The following is a 15,956-nucleotide window of genomic DNA, read 5'->3' as shown; positions in this document are numbered from 1 at the left end:
CTGGGGCTTAGAAGCCGAGAATTATCCGATGTCCCTTTCGTCCCTCTACGGGCTCGCCCGCCCTTTTCTTTTCGGCCTCGATGCCGAGCACGCGCATGAAGTGACGCTTGGTGCCTTGGCGCGCACGCAGAACACGCCGCTCGCCTGCGCCTACGCCAGGGCACGGGTCGACGATCCGGTCACGCTCGCCGGGCTGCGGTTTCCGAACCGGGTGGGGCTCGCCGCCGGGCTCGACAAGAACGCGCGCTGCATCGACGCGTTCGCAGCCATGGGCTTCGGCTTCGTGGAGGTGGGCACCGTCACCCCGAAGGCCCAGCCCGGCAACGCACGACCACGCATCTTTCGTCTGCCGGAGCGCCAGGCCCTCATCAATCGCCTGGGCTTCAACAACGAGGGGCTCGAGGCCTTCATCGGCAACGTCCAGCGCGCCCGTTTCCGTTCTGGCCGGGGCGGCCGTGCACCCATGCTGCTGGGCCTGAACATCGGCAAGAACGCCAGCACGCCGATCGAACGGGCGACCGACGACTACCTGCTGTGCCTGGACGGCGTGTACCCGCACGCCGACTATGTGGTGGTGAACATCTCCAGCCCGAACACGGCGAACCTCCGTTCGCTGCAAAGCGACGAAGCGCTCGATGCATTGCTCGCCGCCATCGTGGCGCGGCGCGAGGCGCTGTCGACCCGACATGGCCGTCGCGTGCCGGTCTTTCTCAAGATTGCACCCGACCTGAACGAGGCGCAGGTTCAGGTCATTGCGGCCGCACTGCAGCGCCACGGCATGGACGGCGTGGTGGCGACCAACACCACGCTGTCCCGCGAGGCGGTGGCCGGACTTCCGCATGCGCAGGAAACCGGCGGCCTCTCCGGTGCGCCGGTGCTGGAGACGAGCAACCGGGTGATCGCCCAGCTCCGCGCCGCCTTGGGGCCCTCATTCCCGATCATCGGCGTCGGCGGCGTCCTCAGCGGTGCCGATGCCCAGGCCAAGCTGGCGGCGGGCGCGGACGTGGTGCAGATCTACACCGGCCTGATCTACCGGGGGCCCACGCTGGTCCGCGAAGTGGCGGACGCGCTGCGCACGCGCAGCGCCTGAGCGCCGCGGCCGCTCAGCGCATGCGCCAGAGCACCGGCGCCACGAACGCCGCCCAGCGCAGCAGGCGCCGGGGCTTCACGACGGCCACCAGCACCGCCGCGGCTGCAGCGGTGGCAACCGGGTGTTCGCGGGCCAGCCGCAAGGCCGCCTCGCTGGGCGTCTCGTCCGGCGGCGGCGCGGCAGGTGGACTGGCGGGTTGCTCGCTCGCCGCCTGAAGCACGGCAATGCGCTGGCGCTGGCGGGCAATGCGGGCGAGCAGTTGCTCCTGGGTCGCCGGACGGGTCGGCCGTGGCGTCCCCGGCGGCTGGCCCTCGTTGCCGATGCCCAACCGATCCTGCACCCAAGCCCAATCGCGCTCGAACTCGCGCTTGGCCGGATCCACCGCATTGCTGGCCTGGCGCAAGTTCGACAGCAGCCCCACGACGGCGGCCAGCCAGATCAGCAACCACACCGCGGCCACGGACCACGCGGCGGTGCTGCGGTAAGGGCTGTCCCAGAAGTGCACGACGATGGCCACCGAGAGCAGCGCAACGGCGACCGTGGTCAGGCCGAGCACCGCACCGGTCAGAACCAGCACCATCTTGAGCCGCTGCTTCTCGGCGTCCCATGCCATCTGCAGCAGCTGCGCACGGTCTTCCGCCGCCATCGCGCCTTCGCCGGCAGCAATCTTCAGACGCCGCAGGCGCGCTTCCAGGCCCAGCATGGCCAGCAGTTTTTTCATCCGATCCTCCCGGTCACGCGCGCCTTCGATGGCGCGTCCGTTGGCTTTTGGTCTTCGCTTGGGTCGTAGCCGCTCAGCGACGGCCGAGCAGCAACCCGATCAGCACGCCGGCCGCCAGTGCGCCGGCAGCGATCTGCCAGGGCTCGTCATGGGCATAAGCGTTGGCGGTGCTGGCGGCATCCTTGGCCTTCTTCGCGGCGATCTTGCTCTTTTCTGCCGCGAGCTCGCGGGCGATGGCGAGCTTGGCTTCGACGCGCTGGCGCAAGGCCTTGATCTGCGGGTTCGACTCCAGATCCTTGCCGCCGAGAACGCCCTTGACGTCACTGGCGATGTCTTCGACGACGGCGTTGGCTGCAGCTTCGAGGTTATTGGATGCACTCATGGGAAACGTTCCTCCGTGATGGGTACCGGCACCGCGCCGGCGGCCTGACGCCGGCTCGCGGCGTGCTGTTCCATGTTACAGGCTGATGATCATCGCGCGAGCAAATCTGCCACGTGTCGTCCGATCGCCAGACTGCTCGTCAGCCCGGGCGATTCGATGCCGAACAGGTTGACGAGCCCCGGCACGCCGTGGGTTTCCGGCCCCTCGATGACGAAGTCGCGTGCCGGCTCGTCCGGCCCCGAGATCTTGGGCCGGATGCCGGCGTAGCCGGGGATGAGCGCCCCGTCGGGCAAGGCCGGCCAGTAGCGGCGCACCTGCGCATAGAAGCCGTCGCCGCGCCGCGCATCGACCACCAGGTCGGTGGGCGAATCGACCCATTGAACGTCGGGCCCGAACTTCGCCTGCCCACCGAGATCGAGCGTGAGATGGACGCCCAGGCCGGCCGCCTCAGGCACCGGATAGATGAGGTGCTGGAACGGCGCGCGGCCCGCGAGCGTGAAGTAGTTGCCCTTGGCGAAATAGGCAGGCGGAATCGCCGCAGCCGGCAGGCCTTCGAAGCGTTGCGCCAACAGCGGCGCGCCGAGGCCCGCGGCGTTGACGACCGATGCGCAGCGCACCGTGGTTCCGTCCTCGCCCGTGAGTTCGATACTGGACGGTCGGCAGACTGCGCGTGCGACCGGTGATTTCAGCGCCAGCAAGCCACCCGCGTTTTCGAGGTCGCCTTGCAGGCTCAGCATGAGGGCATGGCTGTCGATGATGCCGGTGCTCGGTGAATGGAGCGCGGCGCGGCAGGCCAGTTGCGGCTCCATGGCGCGCGCCTCGTCGGCCGTCAAAAGCACCATGTCGTCGACGCCGTTCAGGCGCGCCCTGCCCAAGATGGTTTCCAGCTGCGCGACCTGCGCCTCGGAAGTGGCGACGATCAGTTTTCCGCAACGCCGGTGCGGCAGTTGTCGCTCTGCAGCATAGGCATAGAGCGCCTGCTTGCCCTCAAGGCAAAAGCGCGCCTTGAGCGAGCCTGTCGGGTAGTAGATACCGGCGTGGATCACTTCGCTGTTGCGGGAACTGGTGCCGGTGCCGATGGCACCTTCGGCCTCCAGTACCACCACCTCGCGACCCTGCAGCGCCAAGGCGCGCGCCACGGCCAGGCCGACGACGCCAGCGCCGATGACGGCGCAATCAAATTCATCCATGCCGCAAGCTTAGCGGCAGCGGCCTCAGAAGAAATGGGCGCTGGTCCGGGTGGGCGCCCAGCGGTAGTTCGCCGCGCGCATGAACTGGCGGTGCACCGGCAGCTTCAAGTGCCAAGCGGCAATGCGCTGGCGGCGGGAAGACGAAGTGCGTACGCCGGTGGCGACAAGCCGTCGTCTGGCTCTACCGGCAAGTCCGCGGGATCGTCGGGCTCCGGTTGATCGGGTGGGATGGGGGATGGCAGATCGGGGCTGGTGGCCATGACGTACTCCTGTTCACTGGTCTGGGAGTCGTTCTACGGGCGCCAGGGCGCAGACGTGCCAGCACACAGCCCGAATGCGGGTCGGCATGGGCCGACAGGCTGGGCTGCTGGGAAAGGAATCTGCGTTGGAAATTGGTGGGCGGTGGAGGTTTCGAACCTCCGACCCCAGCAGTGTGAATGCTGTGCTCTACCCCTGAGCTAACCGCCCTCACGGCATGAACATGCCGCTCGATCATTCTGCGTTCGCCTGGAAGACTCACGAGAAGTTCGCACCGCGGTGCGAAGCCTCAGATTATGCCACAGCGTTTTGACCCGCCCCCTCGATCTGGCGAAAGAGCGTACTCCCCTTGCTCGACTTGTCGAGCTGGGCCAACACATCGGCATGGGCGGCCAGTTCGTGCTCCGTGGCCATCAGCACCGGCAGCACGAAACTGTGGAGGTCCACCGCCACCACCGCGCCGAGCGCCGGCTCGTTGGACGACACGTCGATCAACAGCGCATCCTGGCCGCGCGTGAGGTTGATGTAGACGTCCGCGAGCAGTTGGGCGTCCAGCTTGGCCCCGTGGAAGGTCCGGTTGGAGCGGTCGACGCCGAAGCGGTCGCACAGGGCGTCGAGCGAGTTGCGCTTGCCCGGATACACCGCCTTGGCCATGGCCAGCGTGTCGGTCACCTGACCCACGAATTCGCGCAGCGGGGGCAGGCCCGCAAGCTCGAGTTCCTTGTTCAGGAAGCCGACGTCGAAGGCCGCGTTGTGAATGATCAGTTCGGCACCGCGCAGGTACTCCACCACGTCGTTCGCCAGCGTCGCGAACTTCGGCTTGTCGCGCAGGAAATCGGTGGTGAGCCCGTGCACCTTCAGCGCGTCCTCGTGGCTTTCGCGCTCGGGGTTGAAGTAGAAATGCAGGTCGTTGCCGGTCAGCTTGCGGTTGAACAGTTCAACGCATCCCAGCTCGATGACGCGGTCGCCGTTCTCGGCGGACAGGCCGGTGGTTTCGGTGTCTAGGACGATCTGCCGGGACATCAGTGATTTTCCTTGGCGTGGTTGATCGAATACTTCGGGATCTCGATCGTCACATTGTCCTGCGCCAGGATGGCCTGGCAGCTCAGGCGCGACTGCGGCTCCAGGCCCCAGGCACGGTCGAGCAAGTCGTCCTCGACTTCATCGGACGCGTTGAGCGAATTGAAACCCTGGCGAACCACCACGTGGCAGGTGGTGCAGGCGGCGCTCATCTCGCAGGCGTGCTCGATGTTGATGTGGTTGTCGAGCAGGGCCTCGCAGATGGAAGTACCGGCGGGCGCGTTCACCTCGGCGCCCTGCGGGCAGTACTCGGGGTGGGGAAGGATCTTGATCGTGGGCATCGGGTTCTTCTAGAGGGATTCGACCTTGCGGCCCGACAGCGCGCGCGCGATGCCCTGGTTCATGCGCTGCGCGGCGAAGGCCTCGGTGCCGTCAGCCAGCGCCTTGGTGGCAGCTTCGACCACCGCGGCGTCGGTTGCAGACACCGCATTCCGCAGTGCCGCCATCAAAGCCTCGATCGCCGTACGCTCGTCGCCCTCCAGCAGATCGCCGTCGGCGTCGAGCGCGCTCCGGGTCGCGAGCAGCATGCGTTCGGCATCGACGCGCGCCTCGACCAGTGCACGGGCCTGCATGTCCTGCTGGGCGGTCGAGAAGCTCTCCTGCAGCATGGTCGCGATCTGGTCGTCCGACAAGCCGTACGACGGCTTCACGGTGACGCTCGCCTCGACACCGCTGCCCTGCTCTTTCGCGCTGACGCTCAGCAAGCCATCGGCGTCGACGGTGAAGGTCACGCGGATGCGCGCGGCACCGGCGGCCATCGGCGGAATGCCGCGCAGCGTGAAGCGCGCAAGGCTGCGGCAGTCGGCCACCAGGTCGCGCTCGCCCTGCACCACGTGCAGCGCCAGGGCGGTCTGGCCGTCCTGGTAGGTGGTGAAGTCTTGCGCCATCGCGGTGGGAATGGTCTGATTGCGCGGCACGATGCGCTCGACCAGACCGCCCATCGTCTCGATGCCGAGCGAGAGCGGAATGACGTCGAGCAGCAGCAGGTCACCCGCGCCGTTGTTGCCGGCCAGCTGGTTGGCCTGGATGGCGGCGCCGAGCGCCACCACCTCGTCGGGGTTGAGGTTGGTCAACGGTGCGCGACCGAAGAACGCCGCCACCGCCTCGCGGATCTGCGGCATGCGCGTGGAGCCACCGACCAGCACGATGCCTTGCAGATCATCGGGCTTGAGCTTGGCGTCGCGCAGCGCCTTGCGCACCGCCGCGATGGTGCGGGCCGTCAGGGCTTGCGTCGCGGCGTCGAACTGCGCACGCGTCACCCCGACACGCAGGTCGGCGCCACCGAGCGCTGCCACGAAAGGCGCCGCATCGGCAACGGTCAGCGCCTCCTTGGCCGCACGCGCTGCGACCAGCAGCGCGGCGCGATCGGTGTCGTTCTCGGCCTGGCGTCCCGCCTGGGCCAGCACTGCATCGGCCAGTGCATGGTCGTAGTCATCGCCGCCCAACGCGGAATCGCCGCCGGTCGCGATGACTTCGAACACGCCCTGCGTCAGCCGCAGGATCGAGATGTCGAAGGTGCCGCCACCGAGGTCGTAGACCGCGTAGACGCCTTCGCTGGCGTTGTCGAGCCCATAGGCAATGGCCGCGGCGGTCGGTTCGCTGATCAGGCGCAGCACGTTGAGGCCGGCCAGCTGCGCCGCGTCCTTCGTGGCCTGTCGCTGGCCTTCGTCGAAATAGGCCGGCACGGTAATGACCGCGCCATAGAGCTCATCGTCGAAGGTGTCTTCGGCGCGGTAACGCAACGTGGCCAGGATCTCGGCGCTGATCTCGACCGGCGACTTGTCGCCCGCAACGGTGCGCACCTTGACCATGCCGCCCTCGTCGATCAGACCGTAGGACATGGCGTCGCGGTTCACGATGTCGGCCAGACCGCGGCCCATCAACCGCTTGACCGAGGTGATCGTGTTGGCCGGGTCCTGGGCGCGTGCGGCGAGCGCATCGACGCCGATCTGGCGGCGCTCGCCATCGAGGTAACGCACGGCGGACGGCAGGATCACGCGACCCTGGCTGTCCGGAAGGCACTCGGCCACGCCGTTGCGCACGGCCGCCACCAGCGAATGGGTGGTGCCGAGGTCAATGCCGACGGCGATGCGGCGCTGGTGCGGGTCTGGGGCCTGGCCCGGTTCGGAAATTTGGAGGAGTGCCATCGCCCTATTGTCCCAAGGCGTCGGCTTTGGCCTCGACGTCCTGCGCAAAGCGCTCGATGAACATGAGGGCTCTCACCTGCCGGGCAGCGGCCGGGAAGTCGCCCTTCTCGTCGATCAACCCCTCGAGGGACGACAGCGTGAGGCCGCGCGCGGCCTCGACTTCCGCCTGCAGGGCATCGACCGCAGCGCTGGCCGTCGCGTCGTCCAGCGACTCCCGCCATTCCATCTGCTGCATCAGGAAATCGCCCGGCATGGCCGTGTTGTTCTGGGCCTCGATCGGCGCACCGTTCAGTTCGCACAGGTAGCTGGCGCGCCGCACCGGGTCTTTCAGGCGCTGGTAGGCCTCGTTGATGCGCACCGACCATTGCATCGACACCCGCTGCGCCGCAGCGCCCTGGGCGGCGAAGCGGTCGGGGTGGGCTTCGCGCTGGAGTTCTTTCCAGCGGGCGTCCAGCGCGGCGCGGTCCTGCGCGAAGGTCATCGGCACGCTGAACAGTTCGAAATCGGTGTCTTGGAGATTCATGGCGATAAAAAACCGCCAGCACATGACATGGTGGCGGCGGTTGCGCGGGTCAACGCGCGATCAGATCCGAAAGCTTTCGCCACAACCGCAACGGTCGCGCTCGTTCGGGTTGTTGAACTTGAAGCCTTCGTTCAGGCCTTCGCGCACGAAGTCGAGTTGCGTGCCGTCGATGTAGGCCAGGCTCTTCGGGTCGACCAGCACCTTCACGCCCTGGTCTTCGAAGACCACGTCGTCGGGCGTGAATTCGTCGACGTACTCCAGCTTGTAGGCCAGACCGGAGCAGCCCGTGGTCTTGACGCCCAGCCGCACGCCCACGCCCTTGCCCCGCTTCCCGAGGTAACGGTTGACGTGGCGCGCAGCCGCTTCGGTGAGCGTCACAGCCATGTCAGTGGACCGCCGTTTCGGCCGCAGCCGTCGCAGCCGTCGTCACAGTTGCAGTGCCGTGCTTCTGCTTGTAGTCGTTGACCGCCGCCTTGATGGCGTCTTCGGCCAGGATCGAGCAATGGATCTTGACCGGGGGCAGCGCCAGCTCTTCGGCGATCTGCGCGTTCTTCAAGGCTGCCGCTTCGTCCAACGTCTTGCCCTTGACCCATTCGGTGACGAGCGACGACGAGGCGATGGCCGAGCCGCAGCCGTAGGTCTTGAAGCGAGCATCTTCGATGACGCCGGTTTCGGGATTGACCTTGATCTGCAGCTTCATGACGTCGCCGCAGGCAGGCGCGCCCACCATGCCGGTGCCGACGGAGTCGTCGCCCTTTTCGAAGGAGCCGACGTTGCGCGGGTTTTCGTAGTGGTCGATGACCTTGGATGAATATGCCATGGTGTTACCTCTTCAATCGTGTCGGTTACGCGTTCGGTGGGGGCTCAATGGGCCGACCACTGGATCGTGCTGATGTCGATGCCGTCCTTGAACATTTCCCACAGGGGGCTGAGTTCGCGCAGCTTGGCGACGTTGTGCTTGATGGTGGAGATCGCGTAGTCGATCTCTTCCTCGGTCGTGAAGCGGCCGATGGTCATGCGCAGGCTGCTGTGGGCCAGCTCGTCGCTGCGACCCAGGGCGCGCAGCACATAGCTCGGTTCCAGGCTGGCCGACGTACAGGCCGAACCGCTCGACACGGCCAGGCCCTTGATGCCCATGATCAGCGACTCGCCTTCGACGTAGTTGAAGCTCATGTTCAGGTTGTGCGGCACACGACGCTCGATGTCACCGTTGATGAACACCTGCTCCACATCCTTCAGGCCGTTGAGCAGACGCTGCTGCAGGTGGCGCGCATGCGCGATGTCGTCCTTCATCTCGAGCTTGGCGATGCGAAACGCCTCGCCCATGCCGACGATCTGGTGCGTGGGCAAGGTACCCGAGCGCATGCCGCGCTCATGGCCGCCACCGTGCATCTGTGCCTCGAGCCGCACGCGCGGCTTGCGGCGCACGTACAGCGCGCCGATGCCCTTGGGTCCGTAAGTCTTGTGCGAGGCAAGGCTCATCAGGTCGATGGGCAGCGCCGTGATGTCGATCTCGACCTTGCCGGTGGCTTGGGCCGAATCGACATGGAAGATCACGCCCTTTTCGCGGCAGACATTGCCCAGCGCGACCACGTCTTGAATGACGCCGATCTCGTTGTTCACGAACAGCACGCTGGCCAGGATGGTGTCAGGGCGGATCGCGGCCTTGAACTTTTCCAGATCGACGAGGCCGTTTTCCTCGACATCGAGGTAGGTGACTTCGAAGCCCTGGCGCTCGAGTTCGCGCATGGTGTCGAGCACAGCCTTGTGCTCGGTCTTCAGGGTGATCAGATGCTTGCCCTTGCCCTTGTAGAACTGCGCCGCGCCCTTCAGCGCGAGGTTGATCGACTCGGTGGCACCCGACGTCCAGACGATTTCGCGCGGGTCTGCATTGATCAGCTCGGCCACCTGGCCTCGCGCCTTCTCGACGGCTTCCTCGGCTTCCCAACCCCACGCATGGCTGCGTGACGCCGGGTTGCCGAAGTGCTCGCGCAGCCACGGGATCATGGCGTCGACGACGCGGGGGTCGACCGGCGTGGTGGCACCGTAGTCAAGGTAGATGGGGAAATGCGGGGTGACGTCCATGGCTCACTCAGACTCGTGGGGTTTCTTGGTTTTCGGTCGGATGTTCAGCGCGCGGCGCCGCAGCGCCGCCCTCGATCACGACTTGGCGAAGGCGTTGCCCAGTGCGAACACCGAATTCGGCGCATTCACGCGGATGGGCTTGACCACCGGCTGGGCCGAAATCGCGCGCTTCACAGCCGGCTTGTTCTCGATCTGCACGCCCTTGGCGATCTGGTCGTCGACCAGCTTCTGCAGCGTGACCGAATCCAGGAACTCGACCATGCGCTGGTTCAGCGATGCCCACAGCTCGTGCGTCATGCAGCGGCCAGCCTCGCCCAGGCAGTTTTCCTTGCCGCCGCAATGCGTGGCGTCGATCGGCTCATCGACCGACACGATGATGTCGGCCACGGTGATGTCGGCCGCCTTGCGGCCGAGGCTGTAACCGCCGCCGGGCCCGCGCGTCGACTCCACCAGTTCATGGCGACGGAGCTTGCCGAACAGTTGTTCGAGGTAGGACAGCGAGATCTGCTGGCGCTGGCTGATCGCGGCCAGCGTGACCGGACCGGTGTTCTGGCGCAGCGCCAGATCGATCATGGCGGTCACGGCAAAACGACCTTTGGTAGTGAGACGCATCGCAAGCTCCTTGTGCTTCGTTACATTGACACTCGGCAGATACCGAGTGGCGTGGTCTCCGCCCTTACCGGCCCGTGACCACAGAGGTCTGAGCCGGCCCTTCATCGCGAAGTTTCTTTGTTGTTGACTATTTCGCTCAAGTATAACAGAAAGCCCCTCGGCGCGCCCGGGTAAACCCGCGCCGGCGCCCGAGCCTCAGAGCGATGGAATGTTGTCGCCGCCGGCGGCGCCGAAAGCCTGTTCCCGCAGGTGCGCCAACTGGTCGCGCACTCGGGCGGCCTTCTCGAATTCCAGGTTGCGCGCGTGCTCCAGCATCTGCTTCTCGAGCCGCTTGATCTCGCGTGCGATGTCCTTCTCGCTCATGTCCTCGACCTTGGCGCGCTCCAGCTCGAGCTTGGCCATTTCCTTGCCGGTCTTTTCGCTGTAGACGCCGTCGATCAGGTCGCGCACCTTCTTCACGATGCTGCGCGGCGTAATGCCGTGGGCCTCGTTGTGGGCAATCTGCTTGGTCCGGCGACGCTCGGTCTCGCCGATCGCCTTCTTCATCGATTCGGTCATCCGGTCCGCATAGAGGATCGCCTTGCCGTTCATGTTCCGGGCCGCCCGGCCGATGGTCTGGATCAGGCTGCGCTCGGCCCGCAGGAAGCCTTCCTTGTCGGCATCGAGGATGGCGACCAGCGACACCTCGGGAATGTCCAGCCCCTCCCGCAGCAGGTTGATGCCCACCAGCACGTCGAAGGTGCCCAGGCGCAGGTCGCGCAGGATCTCGACCCGCTCCACCGTGTCGACGTCGCTGTGCAGGTAGCGCACCTTCACGCCGTTGTCGCCCAGGTAGTCGGTCAACTGCTCGGCCATGCGCTTGGTGAGCGTGGTGATGAGCACCCGCTCGTTCTTGTCGACGCGGATGCGGATTTCGCCCAGCACGTCGTCGACCTGGTGGGTGGCCGGCCGCACCTCGACGATCGGGTCGATCAGCCCGGTCGGCCGCACCAGTTGCTCGACGACGTTCCCGGCGTGGTCGATCTCGTACTGCGCCGGCGTGGCCGACACGAAGATGCACTGCCGCATGCGTCGTTCGAACTCTTCGAACTTGAGCGGCCGGTTGTCCATCGCCGACGGCAGCCGGAACCCGTACTCGACCAGCGTGGTCTTTCGCGCCCGGTCGCCGCTGTACATGGCGTTGAGCTGGCCGATCATCTGATGACTCTCGTCGAGGAACATCAGCGCGTCCTTCGGCAAATAGTCGGTCAGCGTGGCGGGCGGGTCGCCCGGTGCGGCGCCAGAGAGGTGCCGCGAGTAGTTTTCGATGCCCTTGCAGTGGCCGATCTCGGCCAGCATCTCGAGGTCGAAGCGGGTGCGCTGCTCCAGCCGCTGCGCCTCGACCAGCTTACCCTGGCCCACGAATTCCTTGACGCGATCGACCAGTTCCAGCTTGATGGTCTCGACCGCGGTCATGACCTTGTCGCGCGGCGTGACGTAGTGGCTCGACGGATAGATCGTGAAGCGCGGGATCTTCTGCCGGATACGCCCCGTAAGCGGGTCGAAGAGCTGCAGCGTCTCGATCTCGTCGTCGAACAGCTCGATGCGGATCGCGAGCTCGCTGTGCTCGGCCGGGAACACGTCGATGGTGTCGCCCCGCACACGGAAGGTGCCGCGCGAGAAGTCCTGCTCATTGCGCGTGTACTGCATGCGGATCAGCCGCCCGATCACGTCGCGCTGGCCGATCTTGTCGCCAATGCGCATGATGAAACGCATCTGCGTGTAGTCCTCGGGGGTGCCGATGCCGTAGATCGCACTCACCGTGGCCACGATCACCGTGTCTCGCCGCTCCAGCACGCTCTTGGTGGCCGACAGCCGCATCTGCTCGATGTGCTCGTTGATCGAGCTGTCCTTCTCGATGAACAGGTCGCGCTGCGGCACGTAGGCTTCGGGCTGGTAGTAGTCGTAGTAACTGACGAAGTACTCGACCGCGTTCTTCGGGAAGAACTCGCGGAACTCGCTGTAGAGCTGCGCGGCCAGGGTCTTGTTGGGTGCGAACACGATCGCCGGCCGGCCCAGCCGGGCAATGACGTTCGCCATCGTGAAGGTCTTGCCGGAGCCGGTCACGCCCAGCAGGGTCTGGAACACCTCGCCGTTCTCGACGCCTTCCACCAGCGCGTCGATGGCCGCCGGCTGGTCGCCGGCCGGCGGATAGGGCTGGAACAGCTCGAACGGCGAGCCCGGATAGGTGAGAAAGGTGCCCTCTTTGGCAGGCCCAATGGGGTCTACGTGGGTGGATTCGGGAATGACTTCAGACGTATCGGGCATGGGCGGTCCGTACCAGGTGGCGTGGGGGTCGGTAAAATTCAAGGAAACCTGAAAGCCTAATACAGCTTCGGGCCCACAGCCAGAGGCCCAGCGGCGGACTTTCTGCCCTCGACCACGGCCTACCGATTCATCCAGAGGACTTTTCCATGTCTATGTTCACCGCCGTCGAAATGGCGCCGCGCGACCCGATCCTGGGTCTCAACGAGCAGTACGCTGCCGACAGCAACCCCCACAAGGTCAACCTCGGCGTCGGCGTGTACTACGACGACAACGGCAAGCTGCCGCTGCTGGAATGCGTGAAGGCGGTCGAGCAGGACATGATGAAGGCGCCCGCCGCCCGCGGCTACCTGCCGATCGACGGCATCGTCGCCTACGACAACGCGGTCAAAGGCCTGGTCTTCGGCGCCGACAGCGAGCCGGTGACCTCCGGCCGCGTCGCCACCATCCAGGCCATCGGCGGCACCGGCGGCCTGAAGGTCGGCGCCGACTTCCTGAAGAAGCTCAGCCCGAACGCCACGGTGCTGATCAGCGACCCGAGTTGGGAAAACCACCGCGCGCTGTTCACCCAAGCCGGCTTCGTGGTCGACAGCTACCCTTACTACGACGCCGCCAAGCTCGGCGTCGACTTCGACGGCATGCTGTCGGCGCTGAACGCCGCCCCGGCCGGCACCATCGTCGTGCTGCACGCCTGCTGCCACAACCCGACGGGCTACGACATCACCGCCGCCCAATGGGACCAGGTCATCGCCGCGGTCAAGGCGAACAACCTGACGCCTTTCCTCGACATGGCCTACCAGGGCTTCGGCCACGGCATCGCCGAAGACGGCGCGGTCATCGGCAAGTTCGTGGCCGCCGGCCTGAGCTTCTTCGTCTCGACCTCGTTCTCCAAGAGCTTCAGCCTGTACGGCGAGCGCGTCGGCGCCCTCTCGGTGCTGTGCGAGAGCAAGGAAGAAGCCGCCCGCGTGCTGTCGCAGCTGAAGATCGCCATCCGCACCAACTACAGCAACCCGCCGATCCACGGCGGCGCCGTGGTGGCCGCCGTGCTGAACGACCCGGCCCGCCGCGCCGTGTGGGAAAAGGAACTGGCCGAAATGCGCATCCGCATCAAGGCGATGCGCCAGAAGCTGGTCGACGGTCTGAAGGCCGCCGGCGTGAAGCAGGACATGAGCTTCATCACCACCCAGATCGGCATGTTCAGCTATTCCGGTCTGACCAAGGACCAGATGGTGCGCCTGCGCAACGAGTTCGGCGTGTACGGCACCGACACCGGCCGCATGTGCGTCGCCGCGCTCAACAGCAAGAACATCGATTACGTCTGCCAGAGCATCGCCAAGGTCATCTAAGTCAACTAGGTGACGCGGCTTAGGGTTCGAACCCTAGGCCCGGGCCGGGGTTCTGCCGATATATTGCACTGCAACAAAACACCCCGCCAGGGATCACGATGCTCTATCACCTCTACGAAGCCCAGCGGTCCCTGATGGAACCGCTGACGGATTTCGCGCAAGCCGCCGCCAAGCTCTACAGCAACGGCATGTCGCCGCTGTCACACATGCCGATCGCGCAGCGCATGGCCGCGGGCTACGACCTGCTGTACCGCCTCGGCAAGGACTACGAGAAGCCGGAATTCGGCATCGCGTCGGTCGAGATCGGCGGCAACAACGTGGTCATCCAGGAGGCCATCGCGCTCGACAAGCCCTTCTGCCAGCTGCGGCGCTTCAAGCGCTTCACCGACGACCCGGCCACGCTGCAGGCGCTGAAGAAGCAGCCCGTGGTGCTGATCGTGGCGCCGCTGTCGGGCCACTACGCCACGCTGCTGCGCGACACGGTGCGCACCATGCTGAAGGACCACAAGGTCTACGTCACCGACTGGAAGAACGCACGCACGGTGCCTTTGTCCGAAGGCGCCTTCCATCTCGACGACTACATCCACTACGTCGAGGAATTCATCCGTCACCTGCAGGCCGAGTACGGCAACTGCCACGTCATCAGCGTCTGCCAGCCGACGGTGCCGGTACTCGCGGCCGTGTCGCTCATGGCCAGCCGCGGCGAGCAGACGCCGCTGTCGATGACCATGATGGGCGGGCCGATCGACGCGCGCAAGTCGCCCACCGCGGTCAACAACCTCGCGATGAACAAGAGCTTCGAGTGGTTCGAAAACAACGTGATCTACCGCGTGCCGGAGAACTTCCCCGGTGCCGGGCGGCGCGTGTACCCCGGCTTCCTGCAGCACACCGGCTTCGTCGCGATGAACCCCGACCGTCATGCGACCAGCCACTACGACTACTTCAAAGACCTGATCAAGGGCGACGACGCCAGCGCCGAGGCGCACCGGAAGTTCTACGACGAGTACAACGCCGTGCTCGACATGGACGCGGATTACTACCTCGAGACCATCCGCGCGGTGTTCCAGGAATTCATGCTGGTCAACGGCACCTGGGATGTGCGCAACGCCGATGGCTCCGTCGAACGCGTGAAGCCCCAGGACATCCACCAGAGCGCGCTGCTCACGGTCGAAGGCGAACTCGACGACATCTCCGGTTCGGGCCAGACGCAGGCGGCACACGGCCTCTGCGCCGGCATCCCGAAGACTCAGCGCCAGCACTACGAAGTGCAAGGCGCCGGCCACTACGGCATCTTCAGCGGCCGGCGTTGGCGCGAGCTGGTGTACCCGCAGGTCAAGGCCTTCATCGCGGCGCACGACGCGCCGCAGAAGCGCGCCGCCACCGCAACGCGGGCGTCCGTGACCGCCGAAGACACGGTGGCCGCCAAGCCGGTGCGCCGCGTCGCTGCCGCCAGCGCAGCACCGGCCAAGAAGAGCCCCCGCGCCGCAGTCCGACCGGCCGCCAAAACGGCCGCCCGACCCGCTGCGCGCAAGACCGCCCCCGCGGCCCGCCGAGGTGCGCGCTAGCCCCGCAGCCCTTCCCGCGTTCCCCGGCCCCGCTGGGGCGACCGGGCTGGCAGCGCGCGTCCACGAGGCGCTGCCGCAGACTCAATGCACCCGCTGCGGCTATCCGGATTGCCAAGCTTATGCAGAAGCCATCGTGCATGAAGGCGCTGCCATCAACCGCTGCCCACCGGGGGGCGCCGAAGGCGTGGAGCGACTCGCCGCGCTGACCGGCTCACCCGTCCTGCCGCTCGACCCGGCGTGCGGCAGCGACGGCCCGCGCCACATGGCCGTCATCGACGAGGCCTGGTGCATCGGCTGCACGCTGTGCCTCGACGCCTGCCCGACCGACGCGATCGTCGGCATCCACAAGCGCATGCACACCGTCATCGAGCCGCACTGCACCGGCTGCGAACGCTGCATTCCCGTCTGCCCGGTCGACTGCATTTCGCTCGTGGTCGAGACGCCGGGGCGCAGCGGCTGGCAAGCCTGGTCGCAAAAGCAGGCGGACGCCGCGCTCGCCCGCTACCGCATCCACCAGCAGCGCCATGCCGCGCCTGCGACAGAGGCCCCGCCGGCCACGGTGATCGCGCCCGAGGCGGCCGATCGCAAGCGCGCCATCGTCGAAGCTGCACTGGCGCGTGCCCGCAACGCCAAGCGTTGAAACCGCAGCGCCC

The 15,956-nt window shown here is 66.3% G+C and carries 16 protein-coding genes and 1 tRNA gene; 4 read left to right on the top strand and 13 right to left on the bottom strand.

Annotated elements, in window-relative coordinates; all coding sequences use genetic code 11:
* Window positions 1-28: 28 nt before the first annotated feature.
* On the top strand, window positions 29-1,090 hold the full coding sequence (locus ACSFBE_RS18565) for a quinone-dependent dihydroorotate dehydrogenase (protein WP_435491884.1): 1,062 nt from the start codon (window positions 29-31) through the stop codon (window positions 1,088-1,090).
* Window positions 1,091-1,103: 13 nt separating this feature from the next.
* Here the strand turns inward: ACSFBE_RS18565 and ACSFBE_RS18560 are convergent, their stop codons facing one another.
* The 13 genes from ACSFBE_RS18560 to uvrB all read right to left on the bottom strand — a co-directional run bounded on the left by ACSFBE_RS18560 (window position 1,104) and on the right by uvrB (window position 12,395).
* Entirely contained in the window at window positions 1,104-1,811 is a 708-nt protein-coding gene (locus ACSFBE_RS18560; RefSeq protein WP_435491883.1) for a phage holin family protein, read from the bottom strand.
* A gap of 73 nt (window positions 1,812-1,884) precedes the next feature.
* A complete protein-coding gene (locus ACSFBE_RS18555) occupies window positions 1,885-2,193 on the bottom strand; it encodes a glycine zipper domain-containing protein (protein ID WP_435450027.1) in 309 nt (102 codons plus the stop codon).
* An 89-nt stretch (window positions 2,194-2,282) separates the two neighbouring features.
* Window positions 2,283-3,383 (bottom strand): NAD(P)/FAD-dependent oxidoreductase, encoded by a 1,101-nt coding sequence (locus tag ACSFBE_RS18550; protein WP_435491882.1) that lies wholly within the window; start codon window positions 3,381-3,383, stop codon window positions 2,283-2,285.
* A gap of 393 nt (window positions 3,384-3,776) precedes the next feature.
* A tRNA-Val gene (locus ACSFBE_RS18545) sits at window positions 3,777-3,851 on the bottom strand.
* A gap of 84 nt (window positions 3,852-3,935) precedes the next feature.
* Window positions 3,936-4,664, bottom strand: coding sequence for a DNA polymerase III subunit epsilon (gene dnaQ, locus ACSFBE_RS18540; RefSeq protein ID WP_435491881.1), 729 nt, complete (start codon window positions 4,662-4,664; stop codon window positions 3,936-3,938).
* The gene (gene fdx, locus ACSFBE_RS18535) at window positions 4,664-5,002 is read right to left on the bottom strand and encodes an ISC system 2Fe-2S type ferredoxin (RefSeq protein ID WP_435491880.1); all 339 of its coding nucleotides are present in this window, start codon (window positions 5,000-5,002) and stop codon (window positions 4,664-4,666) included. The genes dnaQ and fdx overlap by 1 nt, the downstream gene beginning before the upstream one ends.
* A 9-nt stretch (window positions 5,003-5,011) precedes the next feature.
* Window positions 5,012-6,868: a Fe-S protein assembly chaperone HscA gene (gene hscA, locus ACSFBE_RS18530; protein WP_435491879.1), complete on the bottom strand. Its 1,857-nt coding sequence runs from the start codon at window positions 6,866-6,868 to the stop codon at window positions 5,012-5,014.
* A 4-nt stretch (window positions 6,869-6,872) separates the two neighbouring features.
* Window positions 6,873-7,391, bottom strand: coding sequence for a Fe-S protein assembly co-chaperone HscB (gene hscB, locus ACSFBE_RS18525; protein WP_435491878.1), 519 nt, complete (start codon window positions 7,389-7,391; stop codon window positions 6,873-6,875).
* 60 nt (window positions 7,392-7,451) lie between these two features.
* A complete protein-coding gene (iscA, locus tag ACSFBE_RS18520; protein WP_435491877.1) occupies window positions 7,452-7,775 on the bottom strand; it encodes an iron-sulfur cluster assembly protein IscA in 324 nt (107 codons plus the stop codon).
* Between the two features lies 1 nt (window position 7,776).
* Window positions 7,777-8,211 (bottom strand): Fe-S cluster assembly scaffold IscU, encoded by a 435-nt coding sequence (iscU, locus tag ACSFBE_RS18515; protein WP_435491876.1) that lies wholly within the window; start codon window positions 8,209-8,211, stop codon window positions 7,777-7,779.
* Window positions 8,212-8,255: 44 nt separating this feature from the next.
* The gene (locus ACSFBE_RS18510; RefSeq protein WP_435491875.1) at window positions 8,256-9,476 is read right to left on the bottom strand and encodes an IscS subfamily cysteine desulfurase; all 1,221 of its coding nucleotides are present in this window, start codon (window positions 9,474-9,476) and stop codon (window positions 8,256-8,258) included.
* A 75-nt stretch (window positions 9,477-9,551) separates the two neighbouring features.
* Complete coding sequence (iscR, locus tag ACSFBE_RS18505; protein WP_262074354.1) at window positions 9,552-10,088, bottom strand: Fe-S cluster assembly transcriptional regulator IscR; 537 nt, start codon at window positions 10,086-10,088, stop codon at window positions 9,552-9,554.
* 195 nt (window positions 10,089-10,283) lie between these two features.
* Complete coding sequence (uvrB, locus tag ACSFBE_RS18500) at window positions 10,284-12,395, bottom strand: excinuclease ABC subunit UvrB (RefSeq protein WP_435491874.1); 2,112 nt, start codon at window positions 12,393-12,395, stop codon at window positions 10,284-10,286.
* A 146-nt stretch (window positions 12,396-12,541) separates the two neighbouring features.
* Between uvrB and ACSFBE_RS18495 the strand changes: the two genes are divergently transcribed.
* From ACSFBE_RS18495 to ACSFBE_RS18485, 3 genes are all read left to right on the top strand, one after another.
* Window positions 12,542-13,738 (top strand): amino acid aminotransferase, encoded by a 1,197-nt coding sequence (locus tag ACSFBE_RS18495; protein ID WP_435491873.1) that lies wholly within the window; start codon window positions 12,542-12,544, stop codon window positions 13,736-13,738.
* A gap of 98 nt (window positions 13,739-13,836) precedes the next feature.
* On the top strand, window positions 13,837-15,303 hold the full coding sequence (locus tag ACSFBE_RS18490; RefSeq protein WP_435491872.1) for a polyhydroxyalkanoate depolymerase: 1,467 nt from the start codon (window positions 13,837-13,839) through the stop codon (window positions 15,301-15,303).
* Window positions 15,293-15,943: an RnfABCDGE type electron transport complex subunit B gene (locus ACSFBE_RS18485; protein WP_435491871.1), complete on the top strand. Its 651-nt coding sequence runs from the start codon at window positions 15,293-15,295 to the stop codon at window positions 15,941-15,943. Before ACSFBE_RS18490 ends, ACSFBE_RS18485 begins: the two co-directional genes overlap by 11 nt.
* The last annotated feature ends 13 nt before the right edge of the window (window positions 15,944-15,956 follow it).

Source organism: Variovorax sucrosi, from assembly GCF_051216635.1.
In the GTDB taxonomy this organism is placed as follows: Bacteria; Pseudomonadota; Gammaproteobacteria; order Burkholderiales; family Burkholderiaceae_C; genus Variovorax.
This window is presented reverse-complemented; position numbering and strand designations above follow the sequence as displayed.